Source organism: Streptococcus sp. 27098_8_134 (assembly GCF_041431675.1).
GTDB classification, from domain to species: domain Bacteria; phylum Bacillota; class Bacilli; order Lactobacillales; family Streptococcaceae; genus Streptococcus; species Streptococcus sanguinis_R.
In genome coordinates, this window is record NZ_JAPVYD010000001.1 from 260593 (window position 1) to 280561 (window position 19969).

The 19969-nt window shown below is 42.3% G+C and carries 22 protein-coding genes and 1 riboswitch; of the genes, 6 read left to right on the top strand and 16 right to left on the bottom strand.

Going from position 1 to position 19969, the window contains the following annotated elements; all coding sequences use genetic code 11:
- Positions 1–110: 110 nt before the first annotated feature.
- Positions 111–1079, top strand: coding sequence for an NAD(P)/FAD-dependent oxidoreductase (locus O3620_RS01150; protein ID WP_060976258.1), 969 nt, complete (start codon positions 111–113; stop codon positions 1077–1079).
- A 33-nt stretch (positions 1080–1112) separates the two neighbouring features.
- Here O3620_RS01150 and whiA read toward each other — a convergent pair whose 3' ends face one another.
- Genes whiA through O3620_RS01170 form a run of 4 tightly spaced genes read right to left on the bottom strand, consistent with a single transcriptional unit; the run spans position 1113 to position 4321 of the window.
- Positions 1113–2024, bottom strand: coding sequence for a DNA-binding protein WhiA (gene whiA / locus O3620_RS01155; RefSeq protein WP_060976259.1), 912 nt, complete (start codon positions 2022–2024; stop codon positions 1113–1115).
- Complete coding sequence (locus tag O3620_RS01160) at positions 2021–2998, bottom strand: YvcK family protein (RefSeq protein ID WP_060976260.1); 978 nt, start codon at positions 2996–2998, stop codon at positions 2021–2023. Before O3620_RS01160 ends, whiA begins: the two co-directional genes overlap by 4 nt.
- Positions 2995–3885, bottom strand: a complete 891-nt coding sequence (gene rapZ / locus O3620_RS01165) for an RNase adapter RapZ (RefSeq protein WP_060976261.1) — start codon at positions 3883–3885, stop codon at positions 2995–2997. Before rapZ ends, O3620_RS01160 begins: the two co-directional genes overlap by 4 nt.
- 55 nt (positions 3886–3940) lie before the next feature.
- Positions 3941–4321, bottom strand: a complete 381-nt coding sequence (locus O3620_RS01170; RefSeq protein ID WP_002895964.1) for a RidA family protein — start codon at positions 4319–4321, stop codon at positions 3941–3943.
- A 132-nt stretch (positions 4322–4453) separates the two neighbouring features.
- Positions 4454–4498, top strand: a riboswitch (PreQ1 riboswitch).
- Positions 4499–4618: 120 nt separating this feature from the next.
- Here O3620_RS01170 and O3620_RS01175 point away from each other — a divergent pair.
- Both O3620_RS01175 and O3620_RS01180 read left to right on the top strand, forming a co-directional pair.
- Positions 4619–5590 carry a nucleoside hydrolase gene (locus O3620_RS01175; RefSeq protein WP_371601342.1) on the top strand — a complete coding sequence of 324 codons (972 nt, stop codon included), beginning with the start codon at positions 4619–4621 and terminating at the stop codon, positions 5588–5590.
- A 13-nt stretch (positions 5591–5603) separates the two neighbouring features.
- Positions 5604–6155: an ECF transporter S component gene (locus O3620_RS01180; protein WP_004187607.1), complete on the top strand. Its 552-nt coding sequence runs from the start codon at positions 5604–5606 to the stop codon at positions 6153–6155.
- A gap of 86 nt (positions 6156–6241) precedes the next feature.
- Here the strand turns inward: O3620_RS01180 and O3620_RS01185 are convergent, their stop codons facing one another.
- From O3620_RS01185 to cdaA, 7 genes are all read right to left on the bottom strand, one after another.
- Positions 6242–6403, bottom strand: a complete 162-nt coding sequence (locus O3620_RS01185; protein ID WP_002895966.1) for a hypothetical protein — start codon at positions 6401–6403, stop codon at positions 6242–6244.
- Between the two features lie 11 nt (positions 6404–6414).
- Positions 6415–7725: a GTPase ObgE gene (obgE, locus tag O3620_RS01190; RefSeq protein ID WP_002906917.1), complete on the bottom strand. Its 1311-nt coding sequence runs from the start codon at positions 7723–7725 to the stop codon at positions 6415–6417.
- Positions 7726–7775: 50 nt separating this feature from the next.
- Entirely contained in the window at positions 7776–7904 is a 129-nt protein-coding gene (locus O3620_RS01195) for a DUF4044 domain-containing protein (protein ID WP_002895969.1), read from the bottom strand.
- Between the two features lie 117 nt (positions 7905–8021).
- Entirely contained in the window at positions 8022–9761 is a 1740-nt protein-coding gene (locus O3620_RS01200) for an Ig-like domain-containing protein (RefSeq protein WP_371601343.1), read from the bottom strand.
- A 65-nt stretch (positions 9762–9826) separates the two neighbouring features.
- Positions 9827–11179, bottom strand: coding sequence for a phosphoglucosamine mutase (gene glmM, locus O3620_RS01205; RefSeq protein WP_002902729.1), 1353 nt, complete (start codon positions 11177–11179; stop codon positions 9827–9829).
- Between the two features lie 94 nt (positions 11180–11273).
- A complete protein-coding gene (locus O3620_RS01210; protein WP_002902728.1) occupies positions 11274–12038 on the bottom strand; it encodes a YbbR-like domain-containing protein in 765 nt (254 codons plus the stop codon).
- On the bottom strand, positions 12026–12874 hold the full coding sequence (gene cdaA, locus O3620_RS01215) for a diadenylate cyclase CdaA (RefSeq protein WP_002902726.1): 849 nt from the start codon (positions 12872–12874) through the stop codon (positions 12026–12028). The genes O3620_RS01210 and cdaA overlap by 13 nt, the downstream gene beginning before the upstream one ends.
- Before the next feature lie 232 nt (positions 12875–13106).
- Here cdaA and murT point away from each other — a divergent pair, with 232 nt between their 5' ends.
- The 3 genes from murT to O3620_RS01230 are packed head-to-tail and all read left to right on the top strand — an operon-like array spanning position 13107 to position 15511.
- A complete protein-coding gene (gene murT, locus O3620_RS01220) occupies positions 13107–14450 on the top strand; it encodes a lipid II isoglutaminyl synthase subunit MurT (RefSeq protein ID WP_002902724.1) in 1344 nt (447 codons plus the stop codon).
- Complete coding sequence (gatD, locus tag O3620_RS01225) at positions 14450–15235, top strand: lipid II isoglutaminyl synthase subunit GatD (RefSeq protein WP_002902723.1); 786 nt, start codon at positions 14450–14452, stop codon at positions 15233–15235. The genes murT and gatD overlap by 1 nt, the downstream gene beginning before the upstream one ends.
- Before the next feature lie 18 nt (positions 15236–15253).
- Positions 15254–15511, top strand: coding sequence for a LapA family protein (locus O3620_RS01230; RefSeq protein WP_002902722.1), 258 nt, complete (start codon positions 15254–15256; stop codon positions 15509–15511).
- A 40-nt stretch (positions 15512–15551) separates the two neighbouring features.
- On the opposite strand, the gene O3620_RS01235 is transcribed toward O3620_RS01230, so the two are convergent.
- The 5 genes from O3620_RS01235 to O3620_RS01255 form a co-directional block, all read right to left on the bottom strand.
- Positions 15552–16211 (bottom strand): hypothetical protein, encoded by a 660-nt coding sequence (locus tag O3620_RS01235; RefSeq protein ID WP_002902718.1) that lies wholly within the window; start codon positions 16209–16211, stop codon positions 15552–15554.
- 58 nt (positions 16212–16269) lie between these two features.
- The gene (locus O3620_RS01240) at positions 16270–17166 is read right to left on the bottom strand and encodes a hypothetical protein (RefSeq protein WP_002919346.1); all 897 of its coding nucleotides are present in this window, start codon (positions 17164–17166) and stop codon (positions 16270–16272) included.
- A 215-nt stretch (positions 17167–17381) separates the two neighbouring features.
- A complete protein-coding gene (locus tag O3620_RS01245) occupies positions 17382–18086 on the bottom strand; it encodes a hypothetical protein (RefSeq protein ID WP_371601344.1) in 705 nt (234 codons plus the stop codon).
- A 69-nt stretch (positions 18087–18155) separates the two neighbouring features.
- Positions 18156–19061, bottom strand: a complete 906-nt coding sequence (locus O3620_RS01250; RefSeq protein ID WP_002919348.1) for a hypothetical protein — start codon at positions 19059–19061, stop codon at positions 18156–18158.
- Positions 19062–19229: 168 nt separating this feature from the next.
- Positions 19230–19901: a hypothetical protein gene (locus O3620_RS01255; protein WP_002919350.1), complete on the bottom strand. Its 672-nt coding sequence runs from the start codon at positions 19899–19901 to the stop codon at positions 19230–19232.
- Positions 19902–19969: the final 68 nt, after the last annotated feature.

Sequence of the window (19969 nt, forward strand, 5' to 3'; positions counted from 1 at the left end):
TTTAAGCCCCAGATGGGGCTTTTAAGATGGCTTCAAAACATTTGCTTACATCTCAACCCCTTTTTGTGGTACAATAATGCTAGTTTATTTTAAAAAGATTGAGGAAAATTATGTCTGAACTGTATGATATTACGATTGTCGGTGGCGGTCCAGTTGGCCTATTCGCAGCTTTTTACGCTCATCTGCGCCAAGCCAAGGTTAAAATCATTGATTCCCTGCCTCAGCTGGGCGGTCAGCCGGCCATTCTCTATCCAGAGAAGAAGATTCTGGATGTACCGGGCTTTACCAATCTAAGTGGCGAAGAACTGACACAGCGTCTGATTGAGCAGTTGGAAACTTTCCAGACTGAGATTTGCCTCAATGAAACGGTGCTGGATATCGTTAAATCTGATGATGGCTTCACCATCACGACTTCTCAAGCCCAGCATCAAACCAAAACCATCATCATTGCCATGGGAGGCGGCGCCTTCAAACCGAGGGCTTTGGAGTTAGACGATGCTGAATCTTTCAGCAACCTCCACTATCACGTTTCAAACATCAGTCAGTATGCTGGCAAAAAGGTTGTTATTCTGGGAGGTGGTGACTCGGCTGTTGACTGGGCACTAGCTTTTGAAAAAATCGCAAAAACCAGCCTGGTTCACCGTCGGGATAACTTCCGGGCTTTAGAGCATAGTGTGGAAGAACTCAAGGCTTCTAGTGTTGAGATTAAGACACCATTTGTACCCAGTCGATTGGTTGGTGAAAATGGCAAGATAACCCACTTGGAAATCAGCCAAGTCAAAGGAGAGGAAAGTCAGCTTCTGCCTCTGGATCACCTCTTTGTCAACTACGGTTTTAAATCCTCTGTCGGCAATCTCAAAGATTGGGGCTTGGAACTTAACCGTCACAAGATTTTAGTCAACAGCAAGCAAGAAACTTCCATGCCAGGTATCTATGCGGCTGGAGACTGCTGTAGCTACGAGGGGAAGATTGACCTGATTGCGACTGGGCTGGGTGAGGCACCTACTGCTGTCAACAATGCCATTAACCATATCTATCCTGAGCAAAAAGTCCAACCCAAACATTCTACAAGCCTATAAAAAAACAGCTGCTGAGCTCGAGCTCAGCAGCTTTTATAATTCATCTGCGATTTTATTAATCTTTCTCAAGCGATGATTGACACCGCTCTTAGTCAGTGGCTGTCTCAGACTATCAGCTAGCTGCTGGATGGAGTAGTCTGGATGTTGGATACGAAGCTGGGCTACCTCCTGCAGGTCTACAGGTAAACTCTCAATGCCGATATTATCGCTGATTTTAGCAATATTGTTGATGGTTTTCATACTGGCTGTGACCGTACGAGCGATGTTCGCTGTCTCCGCATTATTAGCGCGGTTGAGGTCATTGCGCGCTTCCCGCATGAGCTTAAGAGACTCAAACTCAGCCATGGCTTCCATAGCACCGATGACAATGAGAAAATCCATGATGTCTTCAGCCCGCTGCAGATAAGTGACAGCCCCCTTCTTGCGCTCAATGGTCTTGGCATCCAGCAGAAAACGGCGCATCAAGGCAGCCAAATCCTCAGCATGATCCAGATAAACGGACAGGATTTCCAGCTGGTACTTACCTGAATCTGGCTCCCTCATACTGCCATTTGAGAGAAAGGCTCCCCGGAGGTAGGATCTGCTAGCTTCGTCATCTGACAAAATGGCCTGGTCAATCCCGGCCTCGATACCAAAAAAGGAGTCAGCCAAGTGCAGATCAGAAAGGATTTCTTCTACTTTCTGATCTAGAAATACTGTATAAACTCGATTCTTGCGCAAGTTGGTCTTCTGATGATGGCGGATTTCTGACTTGACCTGATAAAGGTCCGACAGTAACTCATAGAGATGGCGGGCAATCTTAGCATTTTCTGTTGTGACAGACAGGGTCAAACCACTGCTGGCCAAGCCCAAACTGCCAGACATCTTGATCATGGCTGACAGCTCATTTTTATCTCTGCTTGCCAGACTCAACAGTTCTTCTTTTACTTTTACTGTAAAGCTCATTTGCGTACCTGTATAATCTGCATCAATTCGTCAACGACCAACTCACCATCATGGAACGCTCCGCCATTTTCCAAACGAAGAAAGTTCGAAGAAATAACGCGCGGAACCTGCTCTTGTAATCCTTGAAAATCATGCTCCACCTGTACCAGATATTCGTCAAACTGGTTGCTGTCCATGTACTCATGAGGGACAGGTTCGATATTAACCAAGACTGTATCTACAAACTTCCTGCCTAAATGACGGTGCAGGACTTGGACGTGATCGCTGTCTGAAAAATGCTCTGTTTCGCCGCGCTGGGTCATGATATTGCAGACATAGGCCACTTCTGCCTTGGTATCCAAAAGAGCTTGACCAATTTCCTCGATAACGAGATTAGGCAAGATTGAGGTAAATAGCGAACCTGGTCCCAGAACCACCATATCGCTTTCCAGGATACTTTCAACCACCTTTTTGCTAGCAGCAGGCTTCTTGTCATCATAGGTATTGGTAACATAGACCCGCTCAATCATCCCGCTCTTGCTGGTCAGATTGCTCTCACCTACAACTTCCGTCCCATCTGCAAACACAGCATGCAGAGTTAGTGGATTGTCGCTAGAAGGGTAAATTTTTCCTGTCGTATGGAAAAATTTGGTCAGAAGCTGCATGGCATTATAAGTTGAGCCCTGCATTTCGGAAATGCCGGCAATAATCAGATTGCCCAAGGGATGCCCCGCTAGAACACCGTCTCCTTCCGCAAAGCGATACTGGAAGACCTTCTCATAAAACTTTGGCATGTCGGACATAGCTACCAGGACATTTCGCAAGTCACCTGGCGGAGTTAACTGCTGGATGTTTTTCCGCAGCTCACCAGAACTGCCGCCATCATCTGCTACTGTAACAATGGCTGTAATCTCTACGTCCTTTTTACGCAGGCTGTCTAAAATAACTGAAATTCCTGTTCCACCGCCAATGACTGTAATTCGTGGCTTTCTCATGAGCGGTTCACCGTTTCTTTCCGACGGTTTTTGTCGCGGTGACTGGCATTGACCGGCCAATTTTTAGCCAAATCATCTGCTAAGCGCTGAGCAAAGGCTACACTGCGGTGCTGACCACCTGTACAGCCAACAGCAATCGTCAGGATAGACTTTCCTTCCTTCTGATAGCCTGGCAAAATGGGCTCGATCAAGCCCAGCAGATGCTGGTAAAATTCTTCTGACTCGGCATGGTTCATGACATAGTCAAAGACATCCTTGTCCAAGCCTGTCTGATTGCGTAGCTCAGGCTTATAGTAGGGATTAGGCAGAAAGCGCACATCAAAAACCAAGTCAGCATCCAAGGGCAGACCGTATTTGAAACCAAAACTCATAACCTCAATGCGGAAACTATGCATGTCAGCCTGATTTGAAAATTGCTCAGAGATGGTCTTTCTGAGCTCCCGTGGTGTCAAATCTGTTGTGTCCACAACATTTTGGCTGAGATTCTTCAGAGGGGCTAAGAGTTCACGCTCCAGTTTAATCCCATCTAAAATCCGTCCATCAGCTGCCAACGGATGGCTGCGACGCGTTTCCTTGTAACGAGCCACTAACTCCTTATCCGCCGCATCTAGAAAAAGAATCTTGAAATCTATATTCTCATTTTGCTCTAAATCATCCAAAACGTTCTGGATTTGCAAAAAGAAGGAACGGCTGCGCATATCGACAACCAGAGCCAATTTATCATTGTCAGTAGTCCCTTCGACCAGCTGCAAGAACTTCGGCACCAGAGTTGGCGGCATATTGTCGATGGTAAAATAACCTAAGTCTTCAAAGGACTGGATGGCTACGGTTTTCCCCGCCCCGCTCATTCCAGTCACAATGACAAGCTGAATTTTCTTCTCAGACATAATAATCCTTTCATCAGATAGAATCTGTCAAAGAGTGGTTTTCCCCCGCTCTTTTTTAGAGAATCTCGGCAATAACCTCAATCTCAATCTTCACATCCTTAGGCAGGCGAGCCACTTCGACTGCTGAACGAGCTGGAAATGCTTCTGTAAAGGCCGTTTTGTAAACTTCATTAAAGGCCACAAAATCATTGATATCACTCAAGAAGCAAGTAGCCTTGACTACATGGTCAAAATCTGTTCCAGCGGCTTCCAAAATGGCTGAAACATTTTTCAGCACCTGCTGGGTCTGCTCTTCAATAGTCGTCCCAATGATTTCTCCAGTTTCAGGAGACAGGGGAATTTGCCCGCTCGCGAACAAAAGATTGCCGACAATTTTTCCTTGAACATAAGGTCCAATCGCTGCTGGTGCTTTATCTGTATGAATCGTTTTTGCCATAATTATCACTTCTCCTACTTATTTTTTTCATTATACCATAAAAAGATGGGGGTGACCATGTTAGGCTTACTCCCATTGACTTTTTCCTTATTTTTATTTATGATAGAAAAATAGAGAAATCAAAACCTCGGTTTTGGACTGGTTCGAAAACTTCCCAGAATAAAAAACTAAGTGCCTTTATATTGTATATAAAATGTCTTGCGCATAGTTTTTTTGCTGTCTCCTCGATTAGTCAGACAGTTAAGAGGTTGGGACCGATTGTCTCAACCTCATTTTTATATAAGCAAAGGAGAACTCATGAAAAGAAAAGTCATTATCGACTGCGACCCTGGTATAGATGATAGTCTAGCCCTAATCTATGCAATTCAACATCCCAATCTAGAAGTAGTAGCACTGACCATCGTCGCTGGAAATGTCCCAGTAGACCTTGGTGTTGAAAATGCCTTTAAAATATTAGAAAAACTGAACCGGCTAGATATACCAGTCTATGCAGGGGCAGAAAAACCTCTAGTCCGCGATTTTGTTTCAGCTCAAGATACCCACGGTATGGATGGTTTAGGCGAGAGCAGAATCAATCGAACAAGCAATTGTCAGCCCCAGCCTCAGAAAGCATCTGAATTTCTGGCTACCTATTTCCAGAAGGCTCAGGACACTTCACTAATCGCCTTGGGACCATTGACTAATCTAGCAATGGCAATAAAGCAAAATCCCCAAATTGGAAAACATATCAAACGCTTTGTCAGTATGGGCGGCAGCTACAAATCTCATGGCAACTGCTCACCTGTAGCCGAGTATAACTACTGGTGTGACCCACACGCCGCTCAATTTGTCTATCAAAAGTTAGGCCGAAAAATCGAGATGGTTGGACTAGATGTCACACGCGCCATCGTCCTCACCCCCAATCTATTAGAGTACATGCGTTTTCTACAGCCAGAAGTAGCTGAGTTTGTCGGTCGTATCACGCGTTTCTACTGGGACTTTCACTGGGAATATGAACACATCACCGGCTGTGTCATCAACGATCCGCTGGCTATTGCTCATTTTCTGCATGAAGATCTTTGTATGGGCTTCGACTCCTATGTTGAAATCGTGACCGAAGGCATTGCTCTTGGACAGACCGTGGTTGATGCTTATAACTTCTATCATAAACCAGCCAATGCCTATATTGCAACTCAAGTCAGTCCCTCACTCTTCTTCCAAGACTTCTTAGCTATCCTCCTGAATCAGCCTAAGGAAACGATTGCTCGAGACCTATCATCACTTTTATGAGGAAAATTTTATCATGAAAAAATCGACACCCCTTATCCTAAGCTTCTTGTCTATCTGTATCGCTCTCAACTACGTGGGAGCTAATATTGCACTATTTCTGAAATTACCTATCTATCTAGATACCTTTGGAACGATTCTAGCTAGCTTGACCTTAGGGCCTCTTGCTGGGGCTGGCGTTGCCTTTCTCAGCGCCCTCATTGGCTGGATGACAACCGATATCTTTTCTCTCTACTACTCGCCAGCCGCTATCATCATTGCTCTTTCAGCAGCTTGGTTTTTTAAAGAAAAAGGAAGCTTAAAGCTCAGTCTTCTCTGGAAAACCCTATTGGTAGCCCTTCCGGGTACCCTAGTAGCCTCTGCAATCACTGTCCTGCTCTTCGGGGGCATAACATCCAGCGGATCCAGCCTCATCGTCCAAGCCCTGCGGGGAATGGGAGTCAACCCCGTCCTTAGTATCGTCCTCGTACAAATACTAACTGACTATGCAGACAAGCTTATCGTTCTAGGTGTCTGCCTAGCTGCTCTCCCTCGAATAAAAGCAGTCAGCCCTAAAATCTTTGCTTAAAACAAAGGTTAATTACCTTAACGAATACATCTTTGGCGCAAAAAAGCAGCTGAGTAGGATTATTTCCTGCTCAGCTGCTTTTTATCTTATTCCTCTTCTGCTTTCGCTAATGCTTCTCTTTCCAGACGCAGCTTGCGTTTGGGGTTGAGTTTATTAAAGAGCTCTTCTAGTTTTTCTGCATTCCAGACGTCGGCTGCAGAGACAAAATTTCCATTTTCATCGCGGAAGGATATTGGTTTATCACCCATTGCAAGCCTCCTTAGTCAACGAATTCAAACTCAAACTTGCCGATGCGAACCAAATCCCCATCCTTGGCTCCGCGATCACGAAGGGCTTCATCAACGCCCATACCACGCAGCTGACGGGCAAATTTCATGACTGCCTCATCGCGGTCAAAGTTAGTCATATTAAAAAGTTTCTCAAGTTTATCACCAGACAGCACCCAAGTCGCATCATCATCACGAGAAATTTCAAAGGCTGGTGCTTCTTCGTCAAAGCCATAGTAAGCTTCTTCTTCCATTTCAGACTCATCATAAAGCAAGAACTCTGGTGTCTTATCCAGTAACTCTGCAGTCGCATCCAAGAGAGTCGCAAGTCCTTGCTTAGTCAGACTGGAAATTGGGAAGATTTGTGGCAGCTCCGCAAACTCATCATAATTAGCCGCTAATTTCTCTTTGAATACCTTGAGATTTTCAGCACTATCTGGCATATCCATCTTGTTAGCAACAATAATCTGCGGGCGCTCCATAAGACGAAGATTATAGGATTCCAACTCTTTATTGATAGCTAGATAGTCCTCATAAGGATCACGCCCCTCACTAGCTGACATATCGATGACATGCAGGATGACCCGTGTCCGCTCAATATGACGGAGAAACTGAGTTCCCAGTCCGACCCCTTGGCTGGCTCCCTCAATCAAACCTGGTAGATCTGCTACTGCAAAGGACTCTCCAGAGTGAGTACGAACCATTCCTAGATTGGGCACGATTGTCGTAAAATGATAGGCACCAATCTTAGGCTTAGCTGCTGTGATAACACTAAGCAGAGTTGATTTTCCGACAGATGGGAAGCCAACCAGACCAACATCTGCTAGGACCTTAAGCTCAAGCAGAAGCTCCCGTTCTTGACCTGGTTCTCCGTTCTCAGAAATCTCTGGAGCAGGATTTTTAGGCGTTGCAAAGCGGATATTTCCACGACCACCTCGGCCACCACGCGCTACGATAAATTCTTGGCCATTTTCTACCAAGTCCGTCAGCACCTTGCCCGTCTCAGCATCACGAACCGTCGTCCCCTGCGGTACACGAACAATCAAGTCCTCAGCTCCACGGCCATGCATACCCTTGGTCATACCCTTTTCACCAGACTGAGCCTTGAAGTGGCGATTGTAGCGAAAATCCATCAGGGTGCGCAGGCCCTCGTCTACAACAAAAACAACATTGCCGCCACGACCGCCATCACCGCCCCAAGGACCGCCATTAGGAACATATTTTTCACGGCGAAAGGCCACCATGCCATCGCCACCATTGCCAGCCTTAACTTGAATCTTGGCCGTATCTAAAAACATACTCATTTTTTCTATTCTCTTTTTCTAGTCTAAAAAAACGCCCTGAAGCGTTTGGATTAAAAGATTGCGCTGAGAGCGGAAGCAAAGATAGCTCCAACTGTCACGATGAGCATGATAATCACGACCAGCATCGTCAATTTTTCAAATCCTGTTTTTTTACGTTGTCCGTTATCTCCAAAAGCCACGATAACACCTCTATCCTTTAAAAATTACTAGGTCTATTCTAACATGATTACTCCGTTTTTTCAAATGGAAAAGTATGTAAAAAGGCTTTAAGAGAAAACTCTTAAAACCTTTGAATATTATCTAGTCTTTTTTTGAAGAAAGACATAGCTTCCAAAGCCAACTAAGATTGCCAAACCTGCAAGTGACAGCCAAAGTGTCGTTTCTTGACCAGTCTTAGGCAGAACCTTTTTGTTGCCTCCTGCAGCACCTGGATCATTGGTACCGTTGTTTGAATTGTTATTTCCATTCCCTGGATTGTCTGTTCCACCCTTTGGATTGTCGGAACTGTTACCAGGGGTATTGTTACCATTGCCTGGGGTATTATTTGGATTATTGTTTGGATTATTATTTGGGTTGTTGTTTGGATTGTTGTTATTGCCAGGAGTTGGCGGCTGAACTGACTTGCCTGGATCATTACCTCTATAAGTATTTGTAAAGACTGGATCCAAGTCATACTTGACAGAGCCTAAAAGCTCACCATTAACGTCTGTTACAGTAACTGTCAGCTGTGCTTCCTTGTCATCATAGACGTAGTTAGGATCATTTCCTGGGATTTCCTTGATGCTGTAGCGGTAAGTACCAGCAGCACTGTAGTTTAAAGCCTTGAAGTTGATAGAGCCGTCTGCTTCATTGGTAACTGTTTGAAGCAAGTTACCACTTTCGTCAAAGAGACCAAAGGTAAATTGACCTTTTTCTAACTCTTTATTAACAAGCTTCTTCTGAGCCTTAATCATTACGTCTTTTGCTAGCAGAGCGCTTCCTTTACCAGAACCATCTTCTAAGCGGACTGACTTAGTAATAGTACGCTCTGGGAAGCCTTTAGCTGTCCAAGACAAGGTGTTGTTAACCACATCGCCTACTTGAACACCATCTGGTACACGAGTAGAGTACTCGATGTACATTGGCCAGTTGTAGTTATCACCAAAGTTAATGGTAAATCCATTGGCATCACCATTAGCATTTTGCGTAAGAACTGCCTTGTTAGTGAAGTTATCCAAAACAGGCAGAGTCAGCAAGTGCGCTTCATTGCGGATGCCACCTTCTACAGGAGCATAACGAACTGCGCGCAGTGTACCTGGTACCAATGTCAGACCATCGCCAAAGTTGTCTGAAATCACCATGTTACGAAGCATGTCCTGTCTTGCATTCAGGATAATGCGCCACTTGACAATCTTTGGATCGCTACTGTCTTGGTAACCATATTTCATTTCATATTCACCAGCAGTTCCTTCTACCTTTTCGTATTGGAAAGAAAAATCTGTCTGGCCAAATTTGAAGGAAACCGGCTCTGAATTTTGTACCTTGTCGTTATTAACTCGTACATTAAAAGTCAGGGACATTTCTTTTTGTTCGGTGTAGTTAGTAAAGTAATTACTAAAGGTTACCGTAACAGTCTGACTTGCTGGATTCGCTTGAGCTTTTCCGACTACTTCTCCCTTGTGATTGACAACATCAGATACTTGGAAGTTTAAGGGAGTAATCAGGGTTAATTCCTGCGGCAGTGAGAAAGTAAGGGTGTCGCCTTCAGCGATAGTTTGAGATGACGGGAATGTGAAACTAGTTGTTACAGACAAGGTTTCATTGGTCATAACTGTTGAGTCACTTGTTAATGGCACACCATCTTTGGTAATGCTTGTTTGCTGGGTATAATCTGTTACCTCAGCAGCCTGTGTCCTAGCAGCCAAACCAAGACCTGTAACAATAGCCGTTAACAAGATTAAAATTTTAAGAATAAGTGTTTTCTTATTTTTCATCTTATACTCCTTTCGTAGCTTATTATACCAAGAGTATTGCAATTTATCAACATTTTTATTCAAAGTGTTTAAAAATTCATACGAATATAAAAAAACCAAGACATTATGTCTCAGTTTCTTTACATTTATTAGTCTATCCCAATTTCATCTCGAACAACATTAGCAATGGTATCTACATAATAATTTACTTCTTCGTCAGTTGGTGCTTCAGCCATGACCCTCAGCAGAGGCTCAGTTCCGCTCGGACGAACCAAAATCCGGCCATTGCCAGCCATTTCAGCTTCCATTCTCTCAATCACTGTCTTGATAGCTGGAACTTCCATCGCCTTATCCTTCATGCTGTTTTCCACACGGATATTGACCAGTTTCTGCGGATAGATGGTTACTTCAGCAGCCAATTCGGATAGTTTTTTACCTGTTTCCTGCATGACCTTGGTCAATTGCACAGCTGAAAGCTGACCGTCACCTGTCGTATTGTAGTCCATGATGATAACATGTCCAGACTGCTCGCCACCTAGATTATAGCCATTCTTGCGCATTTCCTCTACTACATAGCGGTCACCAACTGCTGTCACAGCCTTTTGGATACCTTCGCGATCCAAAGCCTTATGGAAGCCAAGATTGGACATGACGGTCGTAACAATGGTATTCTGCGCCAGCTCGCCTTTTTCAGACAGGTATTTACCGATAATGTACATAATCTTGTCACCATCTACCAGCTCACCATTTTCATCCACAGCAATCAAGCGGTCGCTATCTCCATCAAAGGCCAGACCAATTGCTGCACCAGACTCACGGACAACTTCCTGCAAAGCTTCTGGATGTGTAGAGCCGACATTCAGATTGATATTGAGGCCGTCTGGATTTTCTCCAATAATCGTCAACTGAGCGCCGAGGTCTGCAAAAATCTGACGAGCGCTGGTAGAAGCCGCACCGTTAGCCGTATCTAAGGCCACATGCATTCCTTCTAGTTCTAAGCCAGTTGAAACCAAGTATTGTTGGTACTTGCGCAGTCCTTCTGGATAATCCACCAAGTCACCTAAACCTTCGGCACTTGGACGTGGCAAGGTATCTTCTGCTGCGTCCAGCAAAGCTTCGATTTCCAATTCACGCTCATCATCCAGTTTATAACCGTCACCACCAAAGAATTTGATACCATTATCCAAAGCTGGATTGTGGCTGGCAGAAATCATGACTCCGGCGCTGGCTTTCTCTGACTTGACCAGATAAGCCACACCAGGCGTTGCAATGACACCCAATTTATAGACATGAATCCCAACGGACAAAAGTCCTGCAACCAAGGCGCTTTCCAGCATTTCTCCTGAAATTCGAGTATCCCGGCCAACAAAGACCCGAGGAACTTCACTTTCGTGCTGGCTCAGAACATAACCACCAAAGCGACCGAGTTTAAAGGCCAATTCCGGCGTTAATTCCACATTTGCTTCTCCGCGAACACCATCGGTTCCAAAGTATTTACCCATTATAAATAGTTTCCTTTCATAAGACCTGGATGTAAAGATTTAGGCTGCAAGCAAGGCAGACCGCTTTAATCCAAGTTTATTTTCAAAATTTTATTTAGTTTTTATTTGATGAGCTCGTATTTGAGCTACTGTTAGAGGAGGACGAGCCTGAACTGTCTGCTGTTTTAGTGTTGACACGCATAGTCGTTTCAAATGGTGTCACCACGCTTGGCATGACATTTCCCTGCCCATCAACAGCCTGCAGCGGTGCTGTTCCGCTGTAGTTGCCAGTGATAATGACATTGGTCGGAAGAATAGCTACGACAGACTCTATCTTAGACAGGGTCTCCTCGTCACTGGTTACAGTAGCTTCCTTATTTTCCAAGGTCACACCACTGATAGACACATTTTCAGCCACCTGGCTGTCTGTGATGAGGTAGCGGACTTCAACCTTCTTGCTAGCCTTTTTACCAATCTTAACCGAAATCTTCTGCGGAGTCACTGTAGCAGTCAGACCGCTTGGCAGGTTTTCAACCTTTAGCGGAATTTCTACTGTGCCTTCTGTAGCCTTGGAAAGATCAGCAACGACTCGAAACTTCCGAGTACTTTCCTGCATTTCACTGGCTAGATTGACTCGGTTGGAGCCTGTCAGGGCGACGGAGACTTCAGAAGTGAAGCCGCTGATAAAGTAATTCTCGCTGTCATATTTGATGTCAATTGGCACATTGGAAACCGTATTGGTATAAGTTTCGGATGTGACCTGTCGAACTCCAGTATTGTTTTGATAACTGCTAGAGGTTGCATAGACAAACAGCACTAGGGCAAAGAAAAACGAAGAGATGATATAAAGAATTTTTTTACGTTTTTTCATTTCTTCCATCCTCCCATGAAGCGTTTTTTCAAACCTGCTGGCTTGTCCTGCTCTGATAAGAAGACCTTTCTCAGCTCTATCTCAAACTCATCCAAAGTCAGATCATGCTTGAAAATTCCATTGTGCGTAGTGGAAATCCCACCTGTTTCTTCTGAAACAACAAAAGTAAACGCATCGGATACTTCAGACAGGCCAATAGCTGCGCGGTGCCGGGTTCCAAACTCCTTAGAGATGCCGCTGCTTTCTGTCAGAGGCAGGTAGGCACAGGAAGCCGCAATCTTATTGTTTTTTATGATGACAGCTCCATCATGCAATGGCGTATTGGGGATAAAAATGTTGATTAGCAGCTCTCCAGACACATCTGCATCCAAAGGAATCCCTGTTGCAATGTACTCCTGCAAGGTGCGGGTTCCCTGAATGGCCACCAAAGCCCCGATTTTCCGCGGACTCATATAGGCAACAGACTTGACAAAGGCCTGAACCATTTTTTCTTCGTTACTGATGGGCGTTGTAGAAAAAATATCTGTTGCTCGGCCGAGCTTTTCCAATCCTGCCCGAATCTCTGGCGAGAAAATCACCACGGTCGCAATGACCCCGTATGTGATGACCTGATTGATCAACCAAGAAATGGTGGTCAAGCCGATGATATTGGCAAAAAACTGTGCCAAGATAAAGAAGAGCACCCCGCGGACCAGAATCATAATCTTGGTACCGGCAATGGCCTTGATTAGATAATATAGAATCCATGCGACGATAGCGACGTCAATAATATTAATTACAATCCTCCAAGGGTCAGAAAACAAACTGGCCCAATATTGGAGATTGGTTAGTTGTTGAAAATTCATACTTAGACTTCCTACTCCTCTACAAGCAAAATCAAACAGCTGTAGCAACAAATCGAACTTATTAAATCTAGTAACAGCCTGATTTTGTCTTGTAGTCAGAGTTTACTCAATTAACTTCTCTCTTTTTATTTTACAGTGGGTCTTAACGCTTAAAGACTTACCAACCCATTATATCACGTTTGTCAATATTTTTCTGTAACCTTCTTTACTTTTTTATGATAAAATATTTCTTATGAAGATAAATACAGCCTTGGGCCTCTTGGCGGGCAAGTCCTCCCACTTTGTTCTCAACAAAATGGGGCGTGGATCGACTCTGCCAGGGAAAGTTGCCCTGACATTTGATAAAAATATTTTGCAAAACCTAGCAAAAAACTATGAGGTCGTGGTTATTACCGGAACCAATGGTAAAACACTGACTACAGCTCTGACAGTAGGCATTCTCAAGGAAGCCTTTGGAGAAGTGGTGACCAATCCCAGCGGTGCCAATATGATTACCGGAATCACGACAACCTTCCTGACTGCTAAAAAAGGCAAATCTGGCAAAAATATCGCTGTGCTGGAAATAGATGAAGCCAGCCTATCTCGGATTTGTGATTATATCAAGCCTAGCCTCTTCGTCTTTACCAATATTTTCCGTGACCAGATGGACCGCTATGGGGAAATCTACACGACCTACCAGATGATTCTGGATGCTGCAGCTAAAGTGCCTGAAGCAACTGTACTGATGAATGGTGACAGCCCCCTCTTTAACTCCGTAAGCCTGAAGAATCCTGTACGCTACTATGGATTTGATACCGAGAAAGGCCAAGCTCAGCTGGCTCACTACAATACAGAGGGCATTCTCTGTCCCAAGTGCGAGCATATCCTCAAATACGAGCTCAACACTTATGCCAATCTGGGGGCTTATATCTGTGAGGACTGCGGCTTCAAGCGTCCTAAGCTTGACTACAGCCTGACCGCTCTCAAAACACTTGAGCATAACCGCTCGGCCTTTACCATTGATGGTCAAGACTATCAAATCAATATCGGCGGTCTTTATAATATCTACAATGCCTTGGCCGCTGTATCAGTGGCTCAGTTCTTTGGTGTTGAGCCGGCTACTATTAAGGCTGGCTTTGACAAGAGCCGAGCTGTCTTTGGCCGTCAGGAAACTTTCAAAATCGGCGATAAGGAATGTACCTTAGTCTTGATTAAAAATCCAGTCGGTGCCACCCAAGCTTTGGATATGATTGGACTGGCGCCCTTTGACTTTAGCTTGTCTATCCTGCTCAATGCTAACTATGCGGACGGCATTGATACCAGCTGGATCTGGGATGCTGACTTTGAGAAAATTCTAGAGATGGAGATTCCTCATGTCATTGCAGGCGGTGTGCGCCACTCCGAGATTGCTCGTCGACTGCGGGTAACGGGCTATCCAGCAGATCAGATTACCGAAGTTAAGGACTTGGAAGCAGTGTTCAAGACCATTGAACAGCAAGAAACCAAGCATGCCTATATCTTAGCAACTTATACTGCCATGCTGGAATTCCGCGAGTTACTAGCAGAACGGCAAGTGGTCAGAAAGGAGATGAACTAATGGTATACAGATCCCTCACTTCTCCCGAAAACCAGGACTATCGCTACAATGTAAAGATTGCCCACCTCTATGGCAATCTCATGAATACCTACGGTGACAACGGCAATGTCCTCATGCTCAAGTATGTGGCTGAAAAGCTAGGCGCTAGAGTTGAAGTCGATATCGTCTCTCTAGAAGATGACTTTGACAAGGACAGCTACGACATCGTCTTCTTTGGCGGAGGTCAAGACTATGAGCAAACGATCGTGGCTCGTGACATGCCAGCTAAAAAAGAAGCTTTGGAAAGCTTTATCAATGAAAACGGCGTAGTGCTAGCTATCTGCGGTGGTTTCCAACTCTTAGGCCAATACTATATCGAAGCTTCTGGCCGACGTATCGAAGGCCTAGGTATTATGGGACATTACACCCTTAATCAAACCAATAATCGCTATATCGGTGACATCAAGATTCATAACGAAGAATTCAATGAGACCTACTACGGCTTTGAAAATCACCAAGGACGGACTTTCCTCTCGGACGATGAAAAACCTCTGGGCAAAGTCGTCTATGGAAATGGCAACAACCAAGAGGATGGTTGCGAGGGTGTTCATTATAAAAATGTCTTTGGCTCCTACTTCCATGGCCCTATCTTGTCCCGCAATGCGAACTTGGCCTACCGTCTGGTGACCACCGCTCTGAAAAACAAATATGGCTCAGATATTCAACTAGCCGCTTATGAAGATATCCTTGCCCAAGAAATCCCAGAAGAATATGGAGATATCAAGAGCAAGGCTGAGTTTGAATAGATAAACAGGAGAATCACTATGAAAGAAAAATTGCATTATATTCTGCTTTTAATTACCATTCTATTGGTTGCTGGTATTTCCTTGGCCAATATGCAGAGTGTCAACGTCAGCTTTATCCTGTTCAGCTTCAAACTTCCCTTAATCATATTGATTTTAGTCTCAGTGCTCCTAGGCTCTGTCACGACCTTTCTCATCAGCATGCTAAAAAACTTCTCGCTGAAAAAAGAGCTTAAGAAAACCAAAGAAGCACTTAAAAATTCCCATACAGAAAACTAGGTTGGAAATTATTCCAGCCTAGTTTTTTTGTATTTTCTTTTTATGAAATTTTATTGTATCTATTCTTTCTATATCTTTCAACAGCCATAAACCATCTAACCATATTGTTTTGCCATAATAACAGAACTGCTGCAGCTGGTAAAATACCCATAAAGCTTAAAGTGATAATCTCACTGCCGATAGGTGTCCCTATCATATTAAAAACTAGAATAGATATGACTAAAATTGGACCAATCAGTCCCATTAAAGCCATAAATACTGTGAAAATCCAAGCGAATATCTTCTTGCCAAGAGTAACCTTCTTATCGCCAAAATTACCCCAAATAAGATTAGTATCAACTGCCCGTCTAAAATTTTCTTTACTGGTTGGCTGTGCCAACTTAACATTCTTATAAAGGGCTCGCTCTACTATGACCAGCAAAAGAGTACCTTCCAGAAACCAAACAATTAGAAAATAAACCAAAGTACCATAGCCATAGACACCACCAAACAATCGTGTCTCAGGAAAAAGCTGCATCACACCACTAAAAGCAATCAGAAATGATGTAATTAAAATGATTTGTTTCCGATTGCCACGCGATGCCTCTGTATTCAATAGTTTACTTTTAGGAGCTGCTAAGGGGTCTCTTGGCTTTTCTACATTTACATAAATAGCCTGACCATCACTTTCCCCTATATAAATAACTTTCCTAAAAAACATCCTTCATCCTTTCCTCTCTATATACCAACAATTAAAACAAGTCAGGTTGATATAGTTCTCAGCACTTTCTTTTCTTCCTCTTTTTAAACTGATAATAAATAAAACTCCCCGTAGCATCCAAGACAATCGTATAGCCAAAAATTCTTATAAACCATATTAGCCAAATCGGACTATTTTCAGCATCTATATGCAATAATTGCAAACAAACAATAATACCAAGAAATAGAATTACCTCTGTAATCAAACGAGGCTTAGTCTTTTTGAAATCTAAAGTTTTTAAAAAACTCTGATTATATAATTCTTCTGGTACTTCTTCCCAGTAAGTCTTATCTTTCGCTCTCAATTTAAGTAAATATCCGACTTCAACAATGAGTCTCGAGAAAGCTGATATAAACACTAGATTACCAAAAATACCTAATATTTGCTTATAATAGCCGGTTATCAAACCAACCATCATTCCCCCAAGCAAGGTAGCTCCTAGAATTATCCAAATAGAGGGTTTACTATAGACACTCGAAGCAGCAACATAGTTGGCATTAGTCCGTTGCTCGGAAAAGCCTGTTTCTAATTGTTTCTTTAGCCATCTTACATTATAAAGGATTAAACCCCAAAATAGAATCAGAGAACTAAGCCCAAAAATAATGGTATATATAAAAGAATTTCTCAATAAATTATTAGTGAGTACAACAATAACATAATCGGTCAAAACTAATGACAGAAGTAATCCATTAATCATTGCAAAAAGCATGGCTGTACCAAAAAATTGATGTCTATAAATCAATTTTTGATTGAAAGAAATAACTTGACATATCAGCATAAAAAGAAGGTATACGCAAAAAAATAGGAATATAAGATTAGAAAAGGGATTCAATTTGAGTTGATCTTTTATAAAATAATACACATGCGACAAGGCAATACTTAAGGCAAATATACCGGACCAGGCCAAACCAAGCATCCCAACAGAAGCTCGTGTCGCACCTAGTGATTGAAAGTAGTTCTTGTTTAATTCTTCTGGTCCTAAAACTATATTTTTTCACTCATTTTCTACCTCAAAAAATTTGGCCTTTGTATCTCTAAAAGCATTTTTTTAATTCTGCTAGACATACAGACATTACATGGTTTGATCTCAACTGGTTTATGACAACCGAACCAATTGGTAAAATAGGGTTATTATTTTCCATTTTCATTCTCCAATTCATAATTTAATTTATCTAAAATTTTATTATTTATAACAGTTTTAACTATGCCATTCCATATAATATTTGGAACCAAAGAAAGTAATATAGCAAGCACAACTAATTTTATTATAAACTCTATGATTGTACTTGGCATAAAATAAAACCAATAAACAAAAGGAATAACTGCAAAGACAATAAACAAAACTACTAAAATGTTTGCAAGATAAGGTGTTTTTATCTGTTTCAAAACATCATTATGTTTTAAAGTTATATCGTGTATAACTTCAAAATATTCTTTCTGGACAGTACTACTAGGAGCTTCAATCAAAGGATAAGTATTTCTAATTGAAACCATCCATAGTTCAAAAAGTATAAAAAACCAAATTCCTAAGATCATTGGTAATAGAAAAGAAAAAAGGCCGAACTCTTTTTGAGGAACAATGTAATTATCAGAATAACCAGCGATAAAAGCCATAATCGGGACAATCAAAAATGGCGAAGACATCCAAGTTAATCTGCTTATTTTCTTAGCTATGTTTTGGTGATTCCGTATGCTTTCCTTATCTAGCTTTCTCCAAACAATATCTCTTGAAAAAGGATAGTACTCTGCAGCTAAACCTGTTCCTTTTAAATTAGTGCCCATACCATTATCCACAGCAAATAACAATCTTATTTTTTTTACCATGGCCAGCTCCATCCTTGCTTTTTAGGTTTAATATTCCGATCTAGTTCTTTATTTATAGCACTTCCTAAAGCTAATAATTTTTTACTCATTTTCTTCTCCATTCTCTTGTGTTGTTTCTTCTTCTAGCTTGCCGCTTTTGACCAGCTTTTTATAATATCCTTTGCTATACCATTCTCTATCTGAAATTTTTAAATAGGTTTTATACTCTTCCGGGTACTTGTAGATATAGTAGGCTTGAAAAATATGCACATTCATCATAAAAGCTATAAAATAGGCGCCAATGACAAACCAAACCACCAAAAATAATCCAAAAATATAAAAATACCAAAGGACCGGTAGTTGATTCATTAGATGATAGACCAGTGATACCGGAAAGAGAACTACCATCGTTCCGACTGTAATCATCATCACGTTCTTAAGGATTGACTTTTCTTCTTCATCGTTCAGTCTCCTTTTCAGATTCTGGATACTATTAGTAATAATCCAGAAAAAGAGAACGATTCCTAAGAAGAACTGAAACCAGAATCCCACCACTGTATAAGCATCGTAAGCTACCGCACTGGCAAAATAAAACCCTGATATAAAAGCACAAACTGACATTGAAAAATAAAAAGGAAAGTAAGTCCAAAGCTGACTGTTCAAGCGTTTCTTGGGCCAAAAAACAGGGATAGATCCAAAAAGGAAAGTTAGATAGAAAACTATACTGATTGGTCGCATTATTTGCCCAATTGTGTGAAACAAAGAAACCGATTGATGAGAAAGATAGTGTACTTCTCCACTTTGACCTACACTACTTGGCAAAGCAATTAATAGAAAGTAAACCATAATTCCAAAAAAGATAAATATGCAAAACACGACCGTAAACAGCCGATTGATCATCCCCATATGAATAGGATTTGGCATACCGGCGGTTAAGGCAAACTTTCCGTTCGTTACGATTTTCTTACTTCGTTCAAAGTCTGCACCGAAAATACTGATTTTTTTCATTTTTAATCTCCAAATTTCATCTGGCAGAAAGGCTCATATCCTTGAGAATCTTCCATTTGAGGATAGGCAACAAATTGTGTCACAAAACAGCAACTGTCGCAGCAGCTACTCCTCGCTTTGTTAAAGATATAACACTTACCTTCTGCGATCGACTGTTTTATCTAACACTTAGTTACAAGTTTCGCTCTCCGGTTCTTTCTTGAACAAGATTTTCCCTTGACTGTACAGCTTCATAATCTTTACAAAACGAACAGGGTTGTTTTGGTTATAAAACAAAAAGGGTATATAGAACATAAATCCAGCTATCCAAAAATCGTAATTGGTCTCAATAGGCTGACCAAACTTTTGAGTATAGCCGTAAAAAACACATACTAAATATATAACAGCAGCAATTATTATGTAGCGAGCAATTCGATAGATTGTTGAAGATGATTTAGCTGGGTCAAAATTCTCGTCACCCACCATCAAATTATGGGAAGCCGCATAATAAAACACCTTCTCTGTTGTCGGCTGAGCCTTGCGAACATTTTTATAAAGCCCTCGCTCAAGAATAGCGACCATTAACAGAAACTCAGCCAACCAAAATAGCAGGATATAGGTCAAACTGGTCCAATTATAGACACCAATGGACAAGGCTGAAAAGAATCCAAAAACCCCTGACCCACCTGCCATCAGAAAAATAACCATTTCAGGAATGTAGGCATTGGTCTTATAAGCACCTTCCGTATTGAGCAGAAAACTTTTGGGAGCTGCTAAAGCCTCTCTAGTCTGCTGGTCATAGTAGACCGCCTGACCATCACATTCGCCAATAAATACTCGACGACGTCTAAGAAAAAACATACTAACCTCTTTCTAATTACTTATTGAAGTTCTGTTACTAAACTTTATAATCTCTACTGCTTCACTCA